The sequence below is a fragment of the Blautia ammoniilytica genome (assembly GCF_025566965.1).
GTDB lineage: Bacteria > Bacillota > Clostridia > Lachnospirales > Lachnospiraceae > Blautia_A > Blautia_A ammoniilytica.
The window spans coordinates 13,504-32,825 of sequence record NZ_JAOQJL010000003.1; the positions used below are offsets into that span (position 1 = coordinate 13,504).

A 19,322-nucleotide genomic window follows, 5' to 3' on the forward strand; every position below is an offset into this window, starting at 1 on the left:
AAATGATGTCTGCTACCCTATCTGCAGCTATCTGTCTGGGCCATTTTGCTGATGCCCGGATTGCCGTCAAGATGCTGTGTATTCAATGTTTTTCTTTTCAGTCTTTCCTGCTCAGACTGTTTCAGGATGTAATCCTTGATTTCTTTTGCGTGTTTGATATGCAGCAGTTTAAGATCCGGATCTGTTACATCTCCGGTAAAGCAATGAATGGTGCCAAGCCCAAGCATCCGCTCAAACAGGCGGGTCTCAAGACGAACATCAATCACCTTATATAAATAACAGTCATTCTCTTCTTTTTTTAATAAACCTGAATCTACAGTTATGATCTCATCTGTTACAGTATAAGAAGTAAAAGTCCATGGTAAGCCCAAAAACAACAAGGAACGCTTTTTTTCTTTGTAAGTCATAGTCATATCTCCCTTCCTTTGCCATTGATTTCATCATGTAAATCTAAAAAACAGATGCATCACTGCACCCAAAAGCATATCGTAACGGTTCATTACCCTTACAATTACCTTCTGAATAGTTACAGCAAATCAATGAATCAGTAAAAATGTACCTTATTTTTGATGAACTGTCAATGCCCGCTGTATAAGCTCCAATGTTTTTTGTGAGTATTGCTATATTATCACCTGAATTTTCGTAAAGGATTCTTTGCGATTTAGGCTTGACTTTTCTCTGAAAACCTGTAATATAGATATTGCAACATTTGCACTATATTTAGTTGCCAATCAGACAATTATACACAATATATAGGTATATGAAAGAAAGGAAGGGAAAGCATGGAAACAGAGATCAGAACAAATGTTATCAAGCGAAATGGCGAAGAAGTGATCTTCGACAAGAGCAAAATCATAAATGCGATCAAGAAAGCCAATGAAGAGGTTCCGAAGATCCATCAGCTCAGCGAATTCCAGATCATGGCAGTTGCCGAGACTGTGGCTTCCAGAGCCTTGGCTGCCTCTCATGCAGTCAATGTAGAAGATATCCAGGATATGGTAGAGACTGGTATTATGGAGATGCGTGGTTACGAGGTAGCGCAGAAATATGTACGATACCGTTACAAAAGAGAGCTTACCCGTAAATCAAATACCACAGATGATAATATCCTCTCCCTGCTGGATCAGATCAATGAAAACGCCAAGCAGGAGAACTCCAATAAGAATCCTACTATCAACTCCACCCAGCGTGATTATATGGCAGGTGAAGTAAGCAAGGATCTTACTATGCGTGTGTTGCTTCCCGAAGATATTGTACGTGCACATGAAGAAGGGATTATCCATTTCCATGATTCAGATTATTATGCCCAGAGGGAACACAACTGCGATCTGATCAACCTTCAGGATATGCTTCAAAACGGTACTGTGATCAGCCAGACCATGATCGAGAAGCCACACAGTTTTTTCACAGCATGTAATGTTACCACCCAGATCGTTGCACAGGTAGCCAGCAACCAGTATGGCGGTCAGTCCTTTACCTTGGCTCATCTGGCTCCATTTGTAGATATTAGTCGTCAGAAGCTTCGCAAGAAAGTTGTAGCGGAACGTATCGCCTGTGGAGAGTCCATGGATGAAGAGATCATTGACAAGATCACAGAGCGCAGACTGAAAGACGAGATCCAGAGTGGTATCCAGACGATCCAGTATCAGCTGATCACACTGATGACCTGTAATGGACAGGCTCCATTTGTTACCATCTTCATGTATTTGGATGAAGTGCCGGAAGGCCGTACAAGAGATGACCTTGCAATGATCATTGAGGAAGTTATGGCACAGCGTATGCAGGGTGTTAAGAATGAGCGTGGTGCCTGGATCACTCCTGCATTCCCTAAACTGATCTATGTTCTGGATGAAGATAATATTACAGAAGATTCCAGATACTGGTATCTTACAGAATTAGCTGCCAAATGTACTGCCAAACGTATGGTTCCGGATTATATTTCCGCCAAGATCATGCGGGAACTGAAGGGAGGCAATGTTTACCCGTGCATGGGCTGCCGCTCTTTCCTGACAGTAGAGGACTCTCAGCGTAATGCAGATGGTTCTTACAAGTTCTATGGCCGTTTTAATCAGGGTGTTGTTACCATCAATCTGGTAGATGTAGCCTGCTCTTCCGAAGGCAATATGGACCGTTTCTGGCAGATTCTGGATGAACGTCTGGAGCTTTGCCACCGTGCACTCCGCTGCAGACATGAACGCCTTCTTGGTACTGTTTCGGATGTAGCACCTATCCTGTGGCAGTATGGTGCACTTGCCAGACTTCAGAAGGGTGAAACTATTGACAAGCTTTTATATGGCGGCTACTCCACTATTTCACTTGGATATGCAGGTATCCACGAGATGTGTGTACGAATGACAGGCAAATCCCATACGGATCCGGAAGCCCGCCCCTTTGCCCTTCAGGTTATGCAGCGTTTAAATGACAAATGTGCCCAGTGGAAAGCAGCTGAGAATATCAGTTATTCCGTATATGGTACTCCTATGGAATCTACCACTTATCGTTTTGCTAAATGCCTGCAGAAGCGCTTTGGTATCATCCCAGGCGTAACAGACCGTAATTATATTACCAACAGCTATCATGTGCATGTAACAGAGGAAATAGACGCTTTCACCAAGCTGAAGTTCGAGGCCGCATTCCAGAAGTTATCTCCTGGCGGTGCTATCAGCTATGTAGAAGTTCCCAATATGCAGAATAATATTCCTGCTGTTTTATCTGTTATGAAATTCATTTATGACAACATCATGTACGCAGAATTAAATACCAAAAGCGATTACTGTGACATCTGCGGTTATGATGGGGAAATTCTGATCAAAGAGGATGACAATGGCAAACTGATCTGGGAATGCCCTAAATGCGGTAACCGTGACCAGAATAAAATGAGTGTTGCCCGCAGGACCTGCGGATACATTGGCACCCAGTTCTGGAATCAGGGTCGTACCCAGGAGATCAAGGATCGTGTGCTTCATCTGTAAAACTGATTATCTGTTCCAAAGGAGATTATATCATGCATTATGGTACTATTAAGCCATATGACATTGCCAATGGCACCGGCGTTCGTGTAAGCCTGTTTGTTTCCGGCTGCCGTCATCATTGTAAAGGCTGCTTTAATTCCGAAACCTGGAACTTTGATTATGGACAGCCCTTTACAGAAGCAACACACAGATCCATCATAGAGTTTATGAAGCCTTCATATATAGAAGGCTTCTCTCTTCTTGGCGGTGAGCCTTTCGAGCCTGAGAACCAGCAGGTTCTTGCAGGTCTTCTGAAGGATATTCGCAAGACCTATCCGGACAAAACCATCTGGTGCTACACCGGTTATCTCTACGATGTGGATCTGATCCCGGGAGGTAAAGTCTATACCCCATTTACAGAAGAAATGCTTTCCTGTATAGATGTTCTTGTAGATGGTGAATTTGTAGAAGCCTTGAAAGACATTTCCCTTGCTTTCCGAGGCAGCAGTAATCAGAGGATCCTGCATTTACAAGAAATCCGTAAGCAAGCATAAGCATAACATATGAAATATCAGATCAAAAAGATCCTGTACCAACTCCGCAGATTATCATTTCTGCGAATTGATACAGGATCTTCTTTTGTGGTCAAATGTTTGTCCCCTCTGACCTTTAAGCCATCCCCAGTCTTCTTGCTTCTTTGATCAAGTCAAACAGACGATGGTTACAAGTTCCCTCCGGCACTTCTGTAACGATCACACGCTGGCATTTCTTCATTAGAGTCAGTGCCTGCTCATAGGTTTCCCTTGATATGTCAGAAAAAGGCTGCTCTGTAACTGTTTGTGCGGCCAGTTCTTTGGCTAATCGATAATCAATATCATTGGTATAAAGGATGCCTGCTGCAAATGGTATCCCCTCTTTTTGAAGGGAACGGTAGACCGGAATCCCGCTTCCTGCCCCTGAGATCACAAACACCTTTGGCTCCCCTTTTGGTCTTGGAAGTTCAATACTTCCAAAAACAGGATCATAAAAACCATTGTTGATCTCATACAAATCCCTGATGATCTCTTCTTTAAAAATCTCCTCCGGAACCCCGTAATGGGAAATCTGCTCTCCCTTTACGCAGATGATCTTATCTGCAATCTTCTGGGCAAGATCGATCTCATGAAGGGACATAACCACTGTGATCCCTTTTTCCTTTGCCATAGAACGAAGAATGGATAAAAGATCCAGCTTATGACGGATATCCAGAAATGAGGTAGGCTCATCCAGAATGATCATATCCGGTTCCTGACAAATTGCCCTTGCAAGCAGCACTCTCTGTCTCTGACCGTCACTGATGGCATTAAAATCCCTGCCGCCTAGCTCCACTGCATGGACAGCCTTCATCGCCTGATCTACCTTGTCTTCATCTTCTCTTGAAAGCACGCCAAGTCTTCCTGTATAAGGATAACGCCCTGTAGCAACAATATCATGACAGGTCATCAGTTCCGGTCGGATCCTTTCAGTAAGTACCACTGCCATTTCTGTAGACAATGTCTTATAAGATAATCCCTGCAGATCCCTGGAGGCAATATAGACTCTCCCGCCGATCAGTTCCAGCTGCCTGGTAATACTTTTCAAAATGGTAGATTTACCAGATCCGTTAGGCCCGATGAGAGTAACGATCTCACCTTTTTCAATGTTAATATTAATATCATGGATCAGGGCCTGTTTGTGATAACCTACTGCCAGATCCTTCATCTGAAAATAATAATCCATCAGGCCTGCCTTCCTTTCTTGCGAAGCATCATTACGATTACTACCGGGGCACCGAAAATAGATGTTACTGTACTGATATTCAGTTCCAGTGGTGAAAAGGCCATTCTGGCGATCAGGTCACACATCATACAGAACACAGCGCCTCCCAGGAACACGCCTGGAATCACCACAAGTGGCCTGGCTGTTTTCAACGCCAGCTTTACCAGGTGAGGCACTGCGATCCCCACAAAAGAGATCGGTCCGGCAAAAGCAGTAACACATCCGGAAAGGATACTGGATAAAAGGATCAGGGCGATCTTAAATACTTTAATATTTACACCCATGCTCTGGGCATAAGCCTCCCCAAGCTGGAATGCACCAATAGGCTTTGCCATGAAAAACAGGATCAAAAAGGTAATCCCTATGATAATGGCAGAAACCTGCACATTGCTCCAGCTCATTCCGGAAAAACTGCCCTGGGACCATCCATGAAGATTTACAATGTCCGAATCCTCTGCAAAGGTGATCACAAAATCTGTGATGGCAGAACAGATATATCCGATCATGATTCCGGCTACCAGAAGGGTGGCCATGCTGTGCAGCCTTCTGGAAAACAGAAGGATAAAAGCCACCGATATAAGCGAACCAATAAAAGCCGCCACAACCAGTGTATAGGAAGAAACCACATGGAATCTTTGAAGGAATACGATCATAGTCAAAGCAACCATCATCTTCGCTCCGGAGGAAATCCCAAGCACAAACGGACCTGCAATAGGATTTGAAAAAAAGGTCTGTAATAAAAATCCGGAAAGAGAAAGCCCTCCTCCCAGGATGGCTGCCATCAGGATCCTGGGAAAACGGATTTTCCAAATAATATTGTATGCTGTAGCATCACCGCTTTTGGTGAAAATGATCTTGAAAATATCCGGGACTGATATGTGTACACTTCCTGTGTTAATATTCAGTACAGTGATCAGGCAAAATGCAAAGATCAGGCCTATAAAAACCACTGCATATCTGGATCGTCTCCGGAAATTTTCCATATGAAAGCTTGTATTTTCTGTTGATCTCTCCATCAGCTCACCCTTGTAAGGAAGGTCATATCCTTCTCATCTCCGTCTGTCAGCATCAGATGCACATCCTTGATCAGTTCTCCTACAATGTCTGTAGCCTGATACAGCTGTTTGCCTGTACACCACACATTGCCGTCTTTTACTGCTTTAAAATCTGCAAACAGATCGCTTTTTGCAAGAAGATCGTCAATGCTTGTAATAGGGCTGTCAATGGATGCATTATAAATAAGGTAGTCTGCATTCACCGCCTGATTATAGAATTCCTCCATGGTAAGGCGGACAGAAGATCCTGTGCCTTCTGTATTTTTCAGATCAGGAAAAATATATCTTCCCCCTGCAATCTCGATCATCTTGGGAATATAGTCATCACTGGTATGAACTACTGCGGATCCATCCGTATTGATATAGAAATAAGCAACGGTTTTCTCTGTGTTGGTAAACCCGCTTAAATCCTCAATCACCTTTGCCTGATCATCAAAGAATGCCGCTGCTTCCTTCTCTTTACCAAGCAGCACGCTGTAAAGCTTCACCCATTCCGTTCTTCCCAGCGGATGTGTTTCATAACTAGAGTGATCGATCATAACCGGGATCCCCAATTCTTTGATCATCTCAGCCACCTTTGGAGAATGAAGGATCATGGTAGATTCAATAGCAAGATCACAATCCTCATTGATCAGAAGCTCATAATCCGGTTCATCATATTTTCCTGCAAAAAGAATCTTTCCATCTTCCATAGCCTGAGCTGCATCATCCACATACCAGCCGGAGGCCTGTGTCCCTGAAAGTCGGATGCTGTCCAGCCCGTCAATGGCATTGAACAAAGCCATTGCTGAAGTTGCAGCCAGGTAGATCCTGGAAACCGGCTTCTGGATCACAGTAATGCTTTTGTCCATATCTGCCGGAGCTTCTTTGCCTTCCGGAACCACAAGGAACTGACCGTCATCTTTAATATCGATCAGCGCATATCCGTCATTGTAATAAAACACATGAAAACACTGCGCATATTTCAGCTCCATTTCTGACTCATAGGTAAGTCCAGGGATCTGAGGTGCCTCATCCTTAAACTCCTCATCCGCTGCTGTGTCTGAAGCAATTTCTTCTGCCATTACAGGTATGCCTGCTGTAGTAAATGCCATCACAGCAGTAAGCAAGACAGCACATATCCTCTGTTTCATTTTTTTATTAAACATGGATCTGTCTCTCCTTTCTACTTTCTGTTGTTATTGTTATTTCACATCAAAGATTGTCTTGTAAACTTCTTCCCATTCTGCCACTGCCTCATCATTTTCTTCATCTGAAGATCGGTCTACAATGAACGGGATCTCAAGGAGTGCAAATCTCTGGGCAGTGCTCCTGAGTTCTTCTGTTTTTGCATCCAGATCCTCTTCTGTCTTAGGAAGGATATCGGATGGCAGGATGGCAAGGGTGCACTGGCTTTTCAGCATAGTCTTATAATCCAGGTCTGTATAAGTCCCTGTGCTTTCCAAAGTTCCTGCTTCCACAGCAGATGACAGAGCTTCAGGAAGATCGGTAAGGTCTGATCCTATCATGGAAATCTTGTCTGTCAATCCCAGCTTATCCATGGCCTCCGCTGCATTTGCAGAGTCTACATAAGTTTTCTCTACAGGCTTCCGGATCAGGATCACATCTTTATCAAGACCTGCCGGAACATCTGCATCTTCCGGAACAATCAGATATTTGATCACATTTCCCATATAAAGCTGTTCGATCTTATCCCCTGTAGATTCTGCCGGAGCAGAAGAACCGCTTTCCTCTTCAGGAGCTGCTGCCATGGATTGTTCCTCATCAGAAGCCACAGCTGCTGTTTCTTCGTCCTCAGATACTGCTGCTGTTTCTTCTGTATTTTCTTCGCTTTCTGCTTGAACAGATTCTTTTGTACGGGCAGTATCAGTGGTCATATCCACCTCAAGAAGTGTAATGTCATTTTCATAATGATACACTTTCAGGTGTTTTGCATGTTCCAAAGTAGTTTCATCCTTGTACTCAAGACCGGTGATCTCCGGAGCTTTGTCGTCCAGTTTTTTATTACCAGTGGAAACCATACTGTCAGAAGAAGAAGGATTTTCTTTGTCTTTGTCACTTTTGTTATCTGCACCATTCAGATATACAAATATACTGTATTGGATCTCATGAGGCACAGACATTCTGGTGGTCATACCAATGATAGAATTATTTTTATTTAAGGCTACAGGAATCACAAATGTGGAACCGCCGCCGCTGTGATCCGGATAGTACATATTTCCGTTAGCTTTCACATAGCCGTATGCATCACTGCTGAAAGTAATGGTCGCATATGCCTGACCACCTGTAATGGATACCTTGCTGCAGCTGATCTGCACCTTACCGGTTCCACCGGACCAGGAAAACTTATCCGGTACATAAGAACCATCCTTCAGCCCTGTAGAGCTGTCCACCTTAGATGTACCGCCGCTAAGATCGGATTCGTATTTAGATTCCTTGTCCACATCCTTTCCTGGTGTTTGTACCTTATTGTTTTTCTTGTTTTTATCTTTTTTGTCTTTTTTATTTTTATCCTTTTTATTGTTTTTCTTTTTGTCATCCTTCTTTTTGTTCGGATCACTGCTATTATCCTTATTTTCCTGATCTGGATTAGATGGATCCTCCTGAACATTCAGATCTGCGATCTTTTCCAAAGTACCGGAATTAAAAGTAAGGATACGGTCATACCACAGATTATGACTCTTGGAATGTCCAGCTACTGCAATGCCTGTATCCAGGGCAGAAACAGGTACCGGATATGTGTATTTGCCTGCTGCATTTGGAGTAAAAGGAATCCAGGTGGAGCGGTCAGCCTGATCTGCTTCTTCTTTTGTGCCCATAAACAGATAATCATAGCCTACACCGCTAAGTGTAAGGATTGCTGTCATCACACCATCTTTGGAGGTAAGCTGACAGTCTACCACACGGAACATAAATGCGCTGGAGGTAACATTGATCTTATATACTCCATTTGGAATAGCCGGAGCTGGTGTCTGAGTTGGGGTTGGAGAAGGTATCTGGGTCGGCTCTGGGATAGCGGTCGGTTCCGGTATGGCAGTAGGCTGGGGACTATCTGTGGGTTGGGGAATACTGGTGGGAGCCGGCACCACATCCGGGACTGTAATGGTACAGTCTTTGGCTGTATACCATTTGATCTCTCCGCCGTTATTGCTGTTTCCCGGCACAACAGAAAGAGCCTGGTTTTTCATTTCTGCAGGAACATCAAAGGTAAAGCGATAGGTTCCATCTGTATCAGTAGTTCCTGTTATTACCTTTGATTTATCTGCATCTTCTTTTTTTCCTACATACAGTCTGTCAAACACACTGTCATTGCCTTTCACCACCAGGGTGATCTTGCCTTCAGCTGCTGTATAGTCTGTAATGCTTGATCTGAACTCTTTATCCTTGAAAATATCTTCCTCTTCCGGATCTTTTTCTTCCGGGTCTTTTTTTTCTGTATCTTCTTTTTCAGGATCTTTTTTTTCTGTATCTTCTTTTTCAGGATCTTTTTTTTCCGAGTCTTTGGATTCTGTATCTTTCTTTTCAGTATCTTTCTTTTCAGTATCCTTCTTTTCTGATTCCTTTTCCTGGGAATCTTTCTTTTGCGGATCTTCTCCTTCAGAGTCTTTAGACTCATTAACAGCTTCCTTTTTATCGGTTTCTGCATTATTTAGTGCTTCTTTTTCTGGCACAACTGTAGGTGAAACAGATATCTCCGGCATTTCTGATGGCTGGGGAGCCAGGGAAATGGCAGGGATCTGATCACTGTTCTCCTGATTCTCACCAAAAGCTGCCACAGCTGGAGTGACGGACATGGCAGCAGTTAAAAAAAGTGCAAGAAATCTTGTTGAATTACGTTTCATATGAATCTCCTCTGTTAAACAGGAATCTGTCCTGCAAAATATTGTGCCACACAATGCTTCACAGGACAGTTTTCTTTATCTGTATCTACTATTGTTTATTTGTAACTGTAAAAATACGGAACAGTTACATTTATTTTACTTTTACTGTGCAGGTTGCTTTCTGCTTGCCTACAGTAACTGTGATCTTAGCGGTTCCTTTTTTCAGGGCTTTTACTTTTCCCTTGGAATCTACGGTTGCCACTTTCTTGTTGCTGGACTTAAATGCTGCTTTCTGTCCGGTTGTTTTGGGAGTGGTTGTTACTTTTAATTTGGCAGACTTGCCAGCTTTTAAGGTAAGCTTGCTCTGTACCTTTACACTGGTGCATGGATCCACAACAGAAACTTTCACGGTTGCCTTCTTGCCGTCTGCTGTTACTGTAATCGTAGCTTTGCCGGCTTTCTTTGCAACGATCTTACCTGTCTGGTCTACTGCTGCCACATTCTTATTGGAAGATTTCCATTTCAGGGTTGTGGTTGCACCTGTTGGATTCACTTTATAAGAAACATAAGTCTGAGTTCCCTTATTCATGGTAAGGGCTGCCTTTTTTATCTTAAGGGATTTTACTTTTACTGCTTTTTTGGTTACTGTTACAGCAATGGTCTTTTCCTTAGATCCTGCTTTTACAGTGATCTTGGTCTTACCTGCTGCTTTTGCAGTGATCTTACCAGCATCGTTTACTGTAGCAACGGAAGGATTCTGGGAAGTGTATACCACCTTGTCTGTGGTATTTGCAGGTGTTGCAATGGCACTGACTGTCCTGGAGGCTCCTGCCTTTAAGGTAAGCATGGAAACAGAAACCTTTAATGAAGTTGCTGCAACTGCTGCAGGTGTGGGAGCCGGCGTCTCAGTAGGTGTTGGTGTAGCAGTAGGTGCCGGTGTAGCAGTAGGTGCCGGTGTCTCATTCAATGTTACATGAAGAGTATAGGCGATCTCATGTGCCATGCTCATACCTGTAGTCAGTGCAAGGATCTTCACATCTTCATTCAGGTCAACCGGGATCCTGTATGTAACGCCGGAAGTATTCACTGTACCGTTAAATAACTGATTGTTTGCCTTTACATAAACATATTTCTTGCTGCTGAATGTAACATCTGCAAAAGCCTTGCCATTTTCAACAATTACCTGTGGGCAGGTAATTGTCACTTTACCTGTACCGCCGGCAGCTGTGAAATTCTCCGGTGTATAAGTACCATCAGGAAGTGCTGTACTGTTATCTACAGGATCTGTAGCAGCTGCAAGAAGCTTGGCGGAGTTGAAGGTGATCGTTTTATCCTGCCAACCACTCTTATTGGAATGTGCAGCCACATTGATAACCTTATCCAGTTTGGCAACTGCAAACGGTCCGAATACATACTGTTCTTTACCATTACTATCCTTTACTACAGATGAATAAGTCATCTGATTAGCAGTATCTGCCTCTGCCGCCTCTGCTGTTCCAAAATAAAGCTTATCCCTGCCAGTGCCGGAAAGAGTAATGGTAGCTGTCATTACTCCATCTTTGTCACTATATAAAGTAGCTGCTACTACCCGGAACATTGTGCCAGTACAGGTCACTCCCGGTGCAGCTGCATCAGAAAAATCAAAGGTATAATATCCCTGTGCTGCAACAGTTCCCAGATTCTCTGCATCTTCAGCTACCGGTGCGGCTTCCTCCGGATAAGCGGTAAATGCACCATCTAATACATCAGAGGTCACTTCCTCCTGGTCTGTAAACTCAGCAAAATCTGCCTCCTCAGACTCATCAAAAGCCTCATCCTCTGTTACATCCTGTACATCCACTACTGCTGCAAGATCTTCCCCAAATGCAGGAAGCACACTCCCTGTTGTCATTGCAGCGCAAAGAAGCATTGCAAGAATGATTTTTCGTTTTTTCATGATCTTTATCCTCCTGTTATTTCCAATCAATTTGAATGAAGACATGTACTGCTGTACAAAAAAGAAGCCTGCTTCCGGCTTGGAAACAGGCATCACAATTGCTCATATCATTATATGCATAGCCCAAAAACATATGTGCAATAAAACAATACAAGAAATAGCAATGAATCGCTTTCGTCGGAAGCTTCCATCTTCAGCATTCACAGCAGGTTTCCTGGCTCACAGATCAACAGATATCTGCTCCTTCTCAAGAAGAGACGGCTTCCATGAGTCCTATCGGATCCAGGCTTCTTCTCAATGGTCCCTGCAGTATCCTCCCTGCTCACAGTGACCGGATCGTTCAGGACTTCCACCTGATTCCCTTTAACAGCCGGAATCGTTGCCTCCTGGCTGACACTGTAAACGGTCTTTATTCATTTCCTGTATTATAGCAAAAGCATTTTTTGAAATCAATACGATTTCCTTTAAAATTGTGAAAAATCAAACAAAATCACACATTCTTATGATGCCTGTTTACAGCTCTGTAGCAGCCACGCAAAATCAGCTGATGTAATGGCTGCTGCAGATTTCCTCCGTTTCCAGCAGATTTCCATCCTGGTCATATACATGACGATAAGTTTTGTAGCTTTGTGCATCCAGCTGCTGGGTAGTCACCTTTACTGTATTGGAATTTGTTTTTGTACCATAGATCTTCACATTAACGGAACCATCTGCATAAGTGGCAGAGATCCGGATAGGATACTCAGTATTATTGCAAAACTGAAAGTCAGGATCTCCCCAGGATACAGCAGCATCCAGCCCAGCCGGCACATAATCTACCCTGCCGGAATGATTGGTACGCTTTACAATTTCCAGATCTGCATATAGGCATGCATTAAACAAGGTGGTGGAAACCTGACAGATCCCTCCGCCGATCCCTTCTGCATGCTGTCCGTTTACAAACACACCGGCAGCCTTATACCCTCTTTCGGCTGTACGCTCTCCTAAGGTTTCATTGTAAGAAAAGGTCTCACCAGGCATCAGTTCAATTCCATCAATTGCCTTTGCAGCAAGAGTCAGATTGGTGATCCGGTTGTCAGTACCGCCTCCATAAGTATTATAGCTTCCCAGTACATCCCGGAATACCCGGCTGGTCAGATCCCCGGTTGTCACCTCCGGCAGGATCTGTTCAAAAGCCACTGTAAACACACTGCCTTCTTTGGCCTGTCCATATTCTTTGACCGCCTTTGCAACATCAAAGGATATCCCTGTCCTGGAAGGAACGATCTCATAATCATTCTTTTCATCCATATATGCATCTTCCGGCTCCTGATAGATCTGCCTATAATAAGCCTTGAAATCCGGCTCCTCTGGTGTAACACTAATGGTTGCACACTGGATCTGTGTATCAAGATCCAAGCTGGCAGCTGCATGCAGGAGCTGCTCCTTTAAAGCATCTGTATCTGCCTTAATACCAGTTTTTCCCTTCTTTATGATCAGACTGTCGTCTGTTATCCGGCATACAGGCTGTACCACTGTATCTACCTTTTCGATTTCCATATAAGAAATCACAGAAGACACTGTCTCCGGATGGGTCACCTGGGGAAGAAGCGTGATCTCTTCTGCATTATCATCTGTCATCAGACGTATCCGGTCCAGACCTCTTTTATACCAGGCACCATGGCCAAGCTGATAGGCCTGCTCCACCACTTCCCCGGGATCTATGCCAAGCATAGGAAATATGTAAGCTTGATAAACTTCGTCGGACAGGTTCACCTGGATAGCCTTATCCTCATAAGTCTCTTTAAAATCTGCCAGGATCGCTTCTCTGGCCTGGGCTTTTGTCTTTCCCTGGATGGAAATCCCATTGACCTGAACATTTTTCCAGATCACGGAATCATTTAGAAGTACACACCAGACCAGATACAATACGGCTGCCAGAAACACTGCAGCCGCTGTAATACTGAAAGCTTTTTTTGCTTTTCTTTTCATATGTAAATCACCGTCTGGCAAGTTCCCTGGTAATGTCCTCCCAGGTAACGCCCTTCTCCACCATTAATACCATTGCATGATACAAAAAATCGGAAATCTCGTATTTAATCTCCTCTTTATCCGGATTCTTTGCAGCAATAACGATCTCCGTACACTCCTCACCTACTTTTTTCAGGATCTTGTCGATTCCCTTGTCAAAAAGATAATTAGTATAAGAGCCTTCCTTTGGATGCTTCTTCCTGTCCATGATCACATCATACACATCCTGAAATACATGAAGTGGATTGGTGTCATCATACTCCTTTTTCATAAGAGGCTGGAAGAAACAGCTTCTGCTGCCTGTATGGCATGCTGCACCTACCTGATCCACCTTTGCAAGGATAGTATCATTGTCACAGTCAAGGGTGAGAGACTTTACATACTGGAAATGTCCGGAGGTAAGGCCTTTCGTCCAAAGCTCATTTCTGCTTCTGCTCCAGTAAGTCATCCTTCCTGTTTTCAAAGTGGTTTGGAATGCCTGCTCATTCATATAAGCTACCATCAGCACTTCATCTGTCTTATAATCCTGAACAACCACAGGAATCATCCCGTCACTGTTCAGCTTAAATTCACTCCAGGCAATATTGCTTTCGTAGGTATTTACAGGAATCCCAATACCTTTGCATCTGTCCTTAAAATCCAACAGTTCCTTTTCTATATTGCTTACAAAGGCACCGGAAACACCGCTTACAGCGTCTGACCCAAGAAGCTTAGTAAGCTTCTCTTCATCCTGTTCATCAGTATGAAGGATCACAGGGATGGAGGAAATCTCTGCCACCTGATCCTGCACCATATCCAGGGCAAGCACTGCAGATGCATAATTCTCGATCAGTTCTTTATTTGCAGTAAATTCTTCAATGGAAGAAATACATACAACCATCTTTTCTTTCCCAAAACGTTTGGATACCTCTTCCAGAAGCTTTACATTGCTCTCCTTGGAAAAGTTCAGCACAGCACAGGCACAGCCTGCGTAGATCAGCTTTTTCACATCTTCCATACGCTTAATATTGCCGGCAGCCATTACCGGAACTTCAGAAGCTGCACAAATGTCGCGGATCTTGCCGATGGCTTTGTCATGCTCTTCGTCCTGAGAGGAGAAGTCAAATACAAGCAGTTCATCACCGCCGTTATCGCTGTAAAACCTTGCCAGCTTTTCCACATCTCCGTCACCTAACAGATTTCTCTGTCCGAAACCGGTTACTGCCTTTTCAGACTGAAGGTAAAGGCAGGGAATCAATTTTTTCTTCATGATTTATTTTTATTCTCCTTTTTATAGGCTTCCTTTTGTAGATAAAACATCTGTAATACGGGGATCAAAAGATACAGCCATATCCAGGGCTTTTGCAAAGCTTTTAAACATAGCTTCTGCCATATGATGGCTGTTGCCAGGGGTAAGTACCTTAATATGAAGGTTCATCTGTGCACTGTAAGAAACTGCATAGAAAAACTCACGCACCATCTCTGTAGACATGCCCCCTATCTTCTCTGTGGGGAACTGTGCGTCCCAGGAAAAATAAGGCCTGCCGCACAGATCTACTGCACAAAGCACCAATGTTTCATCCATGGGAAGGATAAAGCTGCCATACCTGCGGATCCCTTTTTTGTCTCCCACTGCTTCCCGGATCACTGAGCCAAGGACGATCCCGGTATCTTCGATAGTATGATGGTCATCCACCTGAAGATCCCCCTGCACACGCAGCTGAAGATCAAAAAGGCCATGTCTTGTAAATCCCTCCAGCATGTGATCAAAAAATCCGATACCTGTAGAAATATCTGAAACTCCGGTTCCGTCCAGATTCAGCTTCATCTGGATCTGTGTCTCTTTGGTATTTCTCTGTGCCAAAACCTCTCGTATCATAATGAATCCCCTTCGTCTTCTTTTTCAAAACGTACTGCTATAGAATTGGCATGTGCTGTCAGCTGCTCAGCAGTTGCAAACTGTACAATATCCTTATGGATCTCCTTTAATGCCTCTCTGGAATAATATACTATACTGGATTTCTTAATAAAATCGTCCACAGAAAGTGCAGAGAAAAACTTGGCTGTTCCGTTGGTTGGGAGCACATGGTTTGGTCCTGCAAAATAATCTCCCAAAGGCTCGGAGCTGTATTCTCCGATAAAGATAGCTCCTGCATTACGGATCTTCATCATGACCTCAAAGGCATTGGCTGTTACGATCTCCAGATGCTCAGAAGCGATCTCATTAGCAGCTTCGATAGCCTCATCCATATCCTCTGCGATCAGGATATAGCCAAAGTTCTCCAGGGATTTCTCGATAATCTCTCTTCTTGATAACACCTTCAGGTATCCTTCGATTTCTGATTGAACCTTCTTTGCCAGCTCTGTACTGGTAGTGATCAGAATGGCAGAAGCCATCTCATCATGCTCTGCCTGGGACAAAAGGTCTGCCGCTACATAATGGGGATTAGCTGTATCATCTGCAAGAACCAGGATCTCACTTGGGCCGGCTACGGAATCAATGCTTACATGTCCATATACAGCCTTTTTGGCAAGTGCAACAAAAATATTGCCAGGACCTACGATCTTATCTACCTTAGGGATGCTTTCTGTACCAAAAGCCATCGCTGCAACAGCCTGGGCGCCGCCCACCTTATAGATCACATCTGCGCCGGCTTCCCTTGCAGCAACCAGTGTGGTAGGATAAACCTTCCCATCTCTTCCCGGAGGGGTACACATCACAATATTAGGAACTCCTGCAACCTTAGCAGGAACAATATTCATCAGTACAGAAGACGGATAAACCGCCTTGCCCCCAGGTACATAAACGCCCACCCTGTAAAGTGGAGTTACCTTCTGACCCAGCATAGTACCGTTTTCTGAGCTGGTAAACCAGCTGTTCTGCCTTTGCTTCTCATGATAGGTACGGATATTTACCAGTGCCTTACGGATCACTGCAAGAAGGGACGGGTCTACCTGATCATATGCTTCTTTGATCTCTTCTTCCGTTACCTTTATATTCTCTGCTGTAATATCGGCCTTATCGAATTCCTTCGTATAGCCAAAAAGAGCCTGATCTTTCTCCTGCTTAACTTTATCCAGGATCTGGGCAACTGCCATCTCATACTTTCCGTAACTGGAAGGACTTCTCTTTAACAGATTCTCAAGGATATCTTTGGTGGATTCTTTTGTTAATGTTACTGTACGCATTGGTTTATCATTTCCTTTCCTATCAGATCACTTTACGCAGGTCATCGATCAGCTTCCGGATACGTTCATCTTCCATTTTCATGCTTACCTGATTAACTACCATCCTGGCAGACAAAGGGCATACCTCTTCTAAAACCTTTAACCCATTCTCACGAAGAGTGCTTCCGGTCTCTACAATATCTACGATCACCTCAGATAGTCCTACAATAGGAGCCAGCTCAATGGATCCGTTCAGCTTGATGATCTCCACTGTCTGGTGCTTCTTGTTGTAGAAATAATCCTTAGCGATCACAGGATACTTGGTAGCAACCCGGATCAGCTGGTTGGAATCCAGAAGCTTCCGTGCGCTTTCAGGCCCGCATACGCACATCCTGCAGGCACCAAATTTCAGATCCATCACCTCATAAAGCTTCCTGCCTTCTTCCATAATGGTATCTTTACCAACGATTCCGATATCAGCAGCACCGTATTCTACATAAGTAGGCACATCCGGTCCTTTTGCAAGGAAAAATTTAAGCTTCAGATCTTCATTGACAAAGATCAGCTTCCTGGAATCCTTATCCCGCATTTCCTCGCAGGTAATGCCGATCTTTTCAAACATATCCATTGTCTTTGATGCAAGGCGCCCTTTTGTCAGGGCAAATGTCAGATATCTCACTGTTCTAGTCCTCCTTCTCAGGTCTGAGTGCTATGTTTTTGCCCTGGCTGCGAAGCTGTTGTGCCTGCCGGATGGCTTCTTTGCGTCCTTCCGGTTTGTAGGTGATCACTTCCACAGTATCCTCCACAGGGATCTGCAGCTTCTGTCTGGAAAGAGCAGTTAAAAGACTGTCTACAACAATGGCAAATCCAATGGATGGTGCAGCCTTCCCGAAATGCCTAAGAAGGTCATTGTACCGGCCTCCCTTTACAAGCGGCTCGCCTGTACCATAAGTATATGCCTGGAAAATAATGCCTGTATAATAATGATATTTACTTACCATAGCAAAGTCAAAAGAAATATATTTCTCATAACCGTAAATCTTCAGGATCTGGTAAATCTCTTCCAGTCTTGCCACAGCCTGAAGGGCTTTTGGCTCCTGAGTGAGGGCTTTTGCCTTCTCAAGTACATCAGAAGACCCAAACATACGTGGCAGCTGTGCCAGTGCATTGCCAACCTTCTGGTCAATCCCAAGACGTTCTACCAGCTCTTCTACACCAAAATAATTCTTCATGGAAACAAGGCTGCGAAGCTGCTCCTCATCTTCAGGGCTCATCCTGGCCTGCTCAAGAAGAGAGCGGAAATAATCCACCTGTCCCACACTCACCTGAAAATCTGTAAGGCCGGAAGCCAGAAGGCACTCCACAGTCATTGCCAGAAGCTCTGCATCTGCTTCCGCAGAATCGTCACCCATTCGCTCAACACCCATCTGAGTGGACTCTTTCAGCCTGCCCTGATAACTGGAATTATTAATAAAAGTGTTGCCTGTATAGCAAAGGCTTACCACTTCCTTTTCAGGAGAAAAATAAGTGGCACAGGCTCTTGCTACAGACGGGGTAAAGTCAGGACGCAGCACAAGAGTATTGCCTTCTCTGTCAAAAAATTTATAAAGATCTTTAGAAGGGATCGTACCTACTTCCCTGCTGAATACTTCAAAATATTCAAAACCAGGTGTTTCAATATCTTCATAGCCATATCTGCGGAACACGCAGTGTAGTTTCTCCTGCAGGCTCCGTTTCTGGCTGCATTCGTCATTATATATGTCCCGGACTCCTTCCGGCGTGTGAAATATACGCTGCATCTTATATTTACCTCCATTTATGCTTTCACATGATGTATGCCCCAAAAGATCTGCTATGTGGAGCATGATATGATTTTGGTGCAAAATACCAAACTCATGATTACACGGATTGTTCCGTGATATGCACTCCTACAATCTTTACACTTTAGTATGCTACCATGTTAGCATATTACTATACGAAACAAGCAAAATTATAAAGGATTTTCTGCAGGTTGTCAATCCCGTAATTGCAGATCCTTCTGGATCCCTTCCAGATAAGGAACAAGAATACCGCTTTTTACAGGCAGATAATATTCCTGGCGAAGCTCATCCTCACGGAAGCTTTTACGCCCTCCCTCTTCCATCCGCTGCCAGAAAACCAGTAATTCCCGAAAAGGCAAATAATAGAAAAGATCCCTGGAGCTGAAGAAAATAAGAAAGAATGCAATGCCCCCCTGCTTTTCAAAATCCTTCATGAACGCCACCTGATGAGGATGGATATTGGCCAGAGGAAAGGTATGGGCACAGCATTCTTTTGCATCGAAGCAGACAGGGATCCCCTGTACTGCTCCTATATAATCTACGGTACTTCTCTGGTCAAAATAGGCCAATGTAATATGGCGGCTGTCCTTGTCCATCTTCACAGGTGTGATGGGGGTGGGGATCTTCTGGATCAATGCCAGTCCTTTTTCCCTGTATTGCTCATTAGTCCTGTTTACAAGTTCCTCCAGGGTGGATCCCCGAAGGCCTCTGCTGTTCCAGGTTGCCATCTTTTGTCCTCCCTATAGTCTACGAGTACAGTAAAATTAAGGCAAATCAATATGGTG

General features: G+C 44.0%; 15 protein-coding genes and 1 riboswitch. Of the genes, 2 read left to right on the forward strand and 13 right to left on the reverse strand.

Annotated features, from left to right (window positions below):
- Positions 1-17 precede the first annotated feature (17 nt).
- Positions 18-407: a PH domain-containing protein gene (locus OCV61_RS01930; RefSeq protein ID WP_158420391.1), complete on the reverse strand. Its 390-nt coding sequence runs from the start codon at positions 405-407 to the stop codon at positions 18-20.
- Between the two features lie 375 nt (positions 408-782).
- Between OCV61_RS01930 and nrdD the strand changes: the two genes are divergently transcribed.
- Positions 783-2,972 (forward strand): anaerobic ribonucleoside-triphosphate reductase, encoded by a 2,190-nt coding sequence (nrdD, locus tag OCV61_RS01935; protein ID WP_158420392.1) that lies wholly within the window; start codon positions 783-785, stop codon positions 2,970-2,972.
- A 32-nt stretch (positions 2,973-3,004) separates the two neighbouring features.
- Positions 3,005-3,505, forward strand: coding sequence for an anaerobic ribonucleoside-triphosphate reductase activating protein (gene nrdG / locus OCV61_RS01940; protein ID WP_158420393.1), 501 nt, complete (start codon positions 3,005-3,007; stop codon positions 3,503-3,505).
- Positions 3,506-3,620: 115 nt separating this feature from the next.
- On the opposite strand, the gene OCV61_RS01945 is transcribed toward nrdG, so the two are convergent.
- The 12 genes from OCV61_RS01945 to OCV61_RS02000 all read right to left on the reverse strand — a co-directional run bounded on the left by OCV61_RS01945 (position 3,621) and on the right by OCV61_RS02000 (position 19,265).
- Positions 3,621-4,712 carry an ABC transporter ATP-binding protein gene (locus OCV61_RS01945; RefSeq protein ID WP_158420394.1) on the reverse strand — a complete coding sequence of 364 codons (1,092 nt, stop codon included), beginning with the start codon at positions 4,710-4,712 and terminating at the stop codon, positions 3,621-3,623.
- A complete protein-coding gene (locus OCV61_RS01950) occupies positions 4,709-5,764 on the reverse strand; it encodes a FecCD family ABC transporter permease (protein WP_244092937.1) in 1,056 nt (351 codons plus the stop codon). The genes OCV61_RS01945 and OCV61_RS01950 overlap by 4 nt, the downstream gene beginning before the upstream one ends.
- Positions 5,764-6,951, reverse strand: a complete 1,188-nt coding sequence (locus tag OCV61_RS01955) for an ABC transporter substrate-binding protein (protein WP_262582604.1) — start codon at positions 6,949-6,951, stop codon at positions 5,764-5,766. Before OCV61_RS01955 ends, OCV61_RS01950 begins: the two co-directional genes overlap by 1 nt.
- 36 nt (positions 6,952-6,987) lie before the next feature.
- A complete protein-coding gene (locus OCV61_RS01960) occupies positions 6,988-9,645 on the reverse strand; it encodes a hypothetical protein (protein WP_158420395.1) in 2,658 nt (885 codons plus the stop codon).
- A 130-nt stretch (positions 9,646-9,775) separates the two neighbouring features.
- Positions 9,776-11,560, reverse strand: coding sequence for an Ig-like domain-containing protein (locus OCV61_RS01965; RefSeq protein ID WP_158420396.1), 1,785 nt, complete (start codon positions 11,558-11,560; stop codon positions 9,776-9,778).
- A gap of 187 nt (positions 11,561-11,747) precedes the next feature.
- A riboswitch (cobalamin riboswitch) is annotated at positions 11,748-11,976 on the reverse strand.
- 124 nt (positions 11,977-12,100) lie between these two features.
- Positions 12,101-13,531 (reverse strand): VanW family protein, encoded by a 1,431-nt coding sequence (locus tag OCV61_RS01970; RefSeq protein ID WP_158420397.1) that lies wholly within the window; start codon positions 13,529-13,531, stop codon positions 12,101-12,103.
- 7 nt (positions 13,532-13,538) lie between these two features.
- Entirely contained in the window at positions 13,539-14,822 is a 1,284-nt protein-coding gene (hisIE, locus tag OCV61_RS01975) for a bifunctional phosphoribosyl-AMP cyclohydrolase/phosphoribosyl-ATP diphosphatase HisIE (protein WP_262582623.1), read from the reverse strand.
- An 18-nt stretch (positions 14,823-14,840) separates the two neighbouring features.
- Positions 14,841-15,428, reverse strand: coding sequence for an imidazoleglycerol-phosphate dehydratase HisB (gene hisB / locus OCV61_RS01980; RefSeq protein ID WP_158420399.1), 588 nt, complete (start codon positions 15,426-15,428; stop codon positions 14,841-14,843).
- Positions 15,425-16,738 carry a histidinol dehydrogenase gene (gene hisD, locus OCV61_RS01985; protein WP_158420400.1) on the reverse strand — a complete coding sequence of 438 codons (1,314 nt, stop codon included), beginning with the start codon at positions 16,736-16,738 and terminating at the stop codon, positions 15,425-15,427. Before hisD ends, hisB begins: the two co-directional genes overlap by 4 nt.
- Before the next feature lie 22 nt (positions 16,739-16,760).
- A complete protein-coding gene (hisG, locus tag OCV61_RS01990) occupies positions 16,761-17,396 on the reverse strand; it encodes an ATP phosphoribosyltransferase (RefSeq protein WP_158420401.1) in 636 nt (211 codons plus the stop codon).
- 4 nt (positions 17,397-17,400) lie between these two features.
- Positions 17,401-18,516 (reverse strand): ATP phosphoribosyltransferase regulatory subunit, encoded by a 1,116-nt coding sequence (hisZ, locus tag OCV61_RS01995; RefSeq protein ID WP_158420402.1) that lies wholly within the window; start codon positions 18,514-18,516, stop codon positions 17,401-17,403.
- A 215-nt stretch (positions 18,517-18,731) separates the two neighbouring features.
- On the reverse strand, positions 18,732-19,265 hold the full coding sequence (locus tag OCV61_RS02000; protein WP_158420403.1) for a Holliday junction resolvase RecU: 534 nt from the start codon (positions 19,263-19,265) through the stop codon (positions 18,732-18,734).
- Positions 19,266-19,322 lie beyond the last annotated feature (57 nt).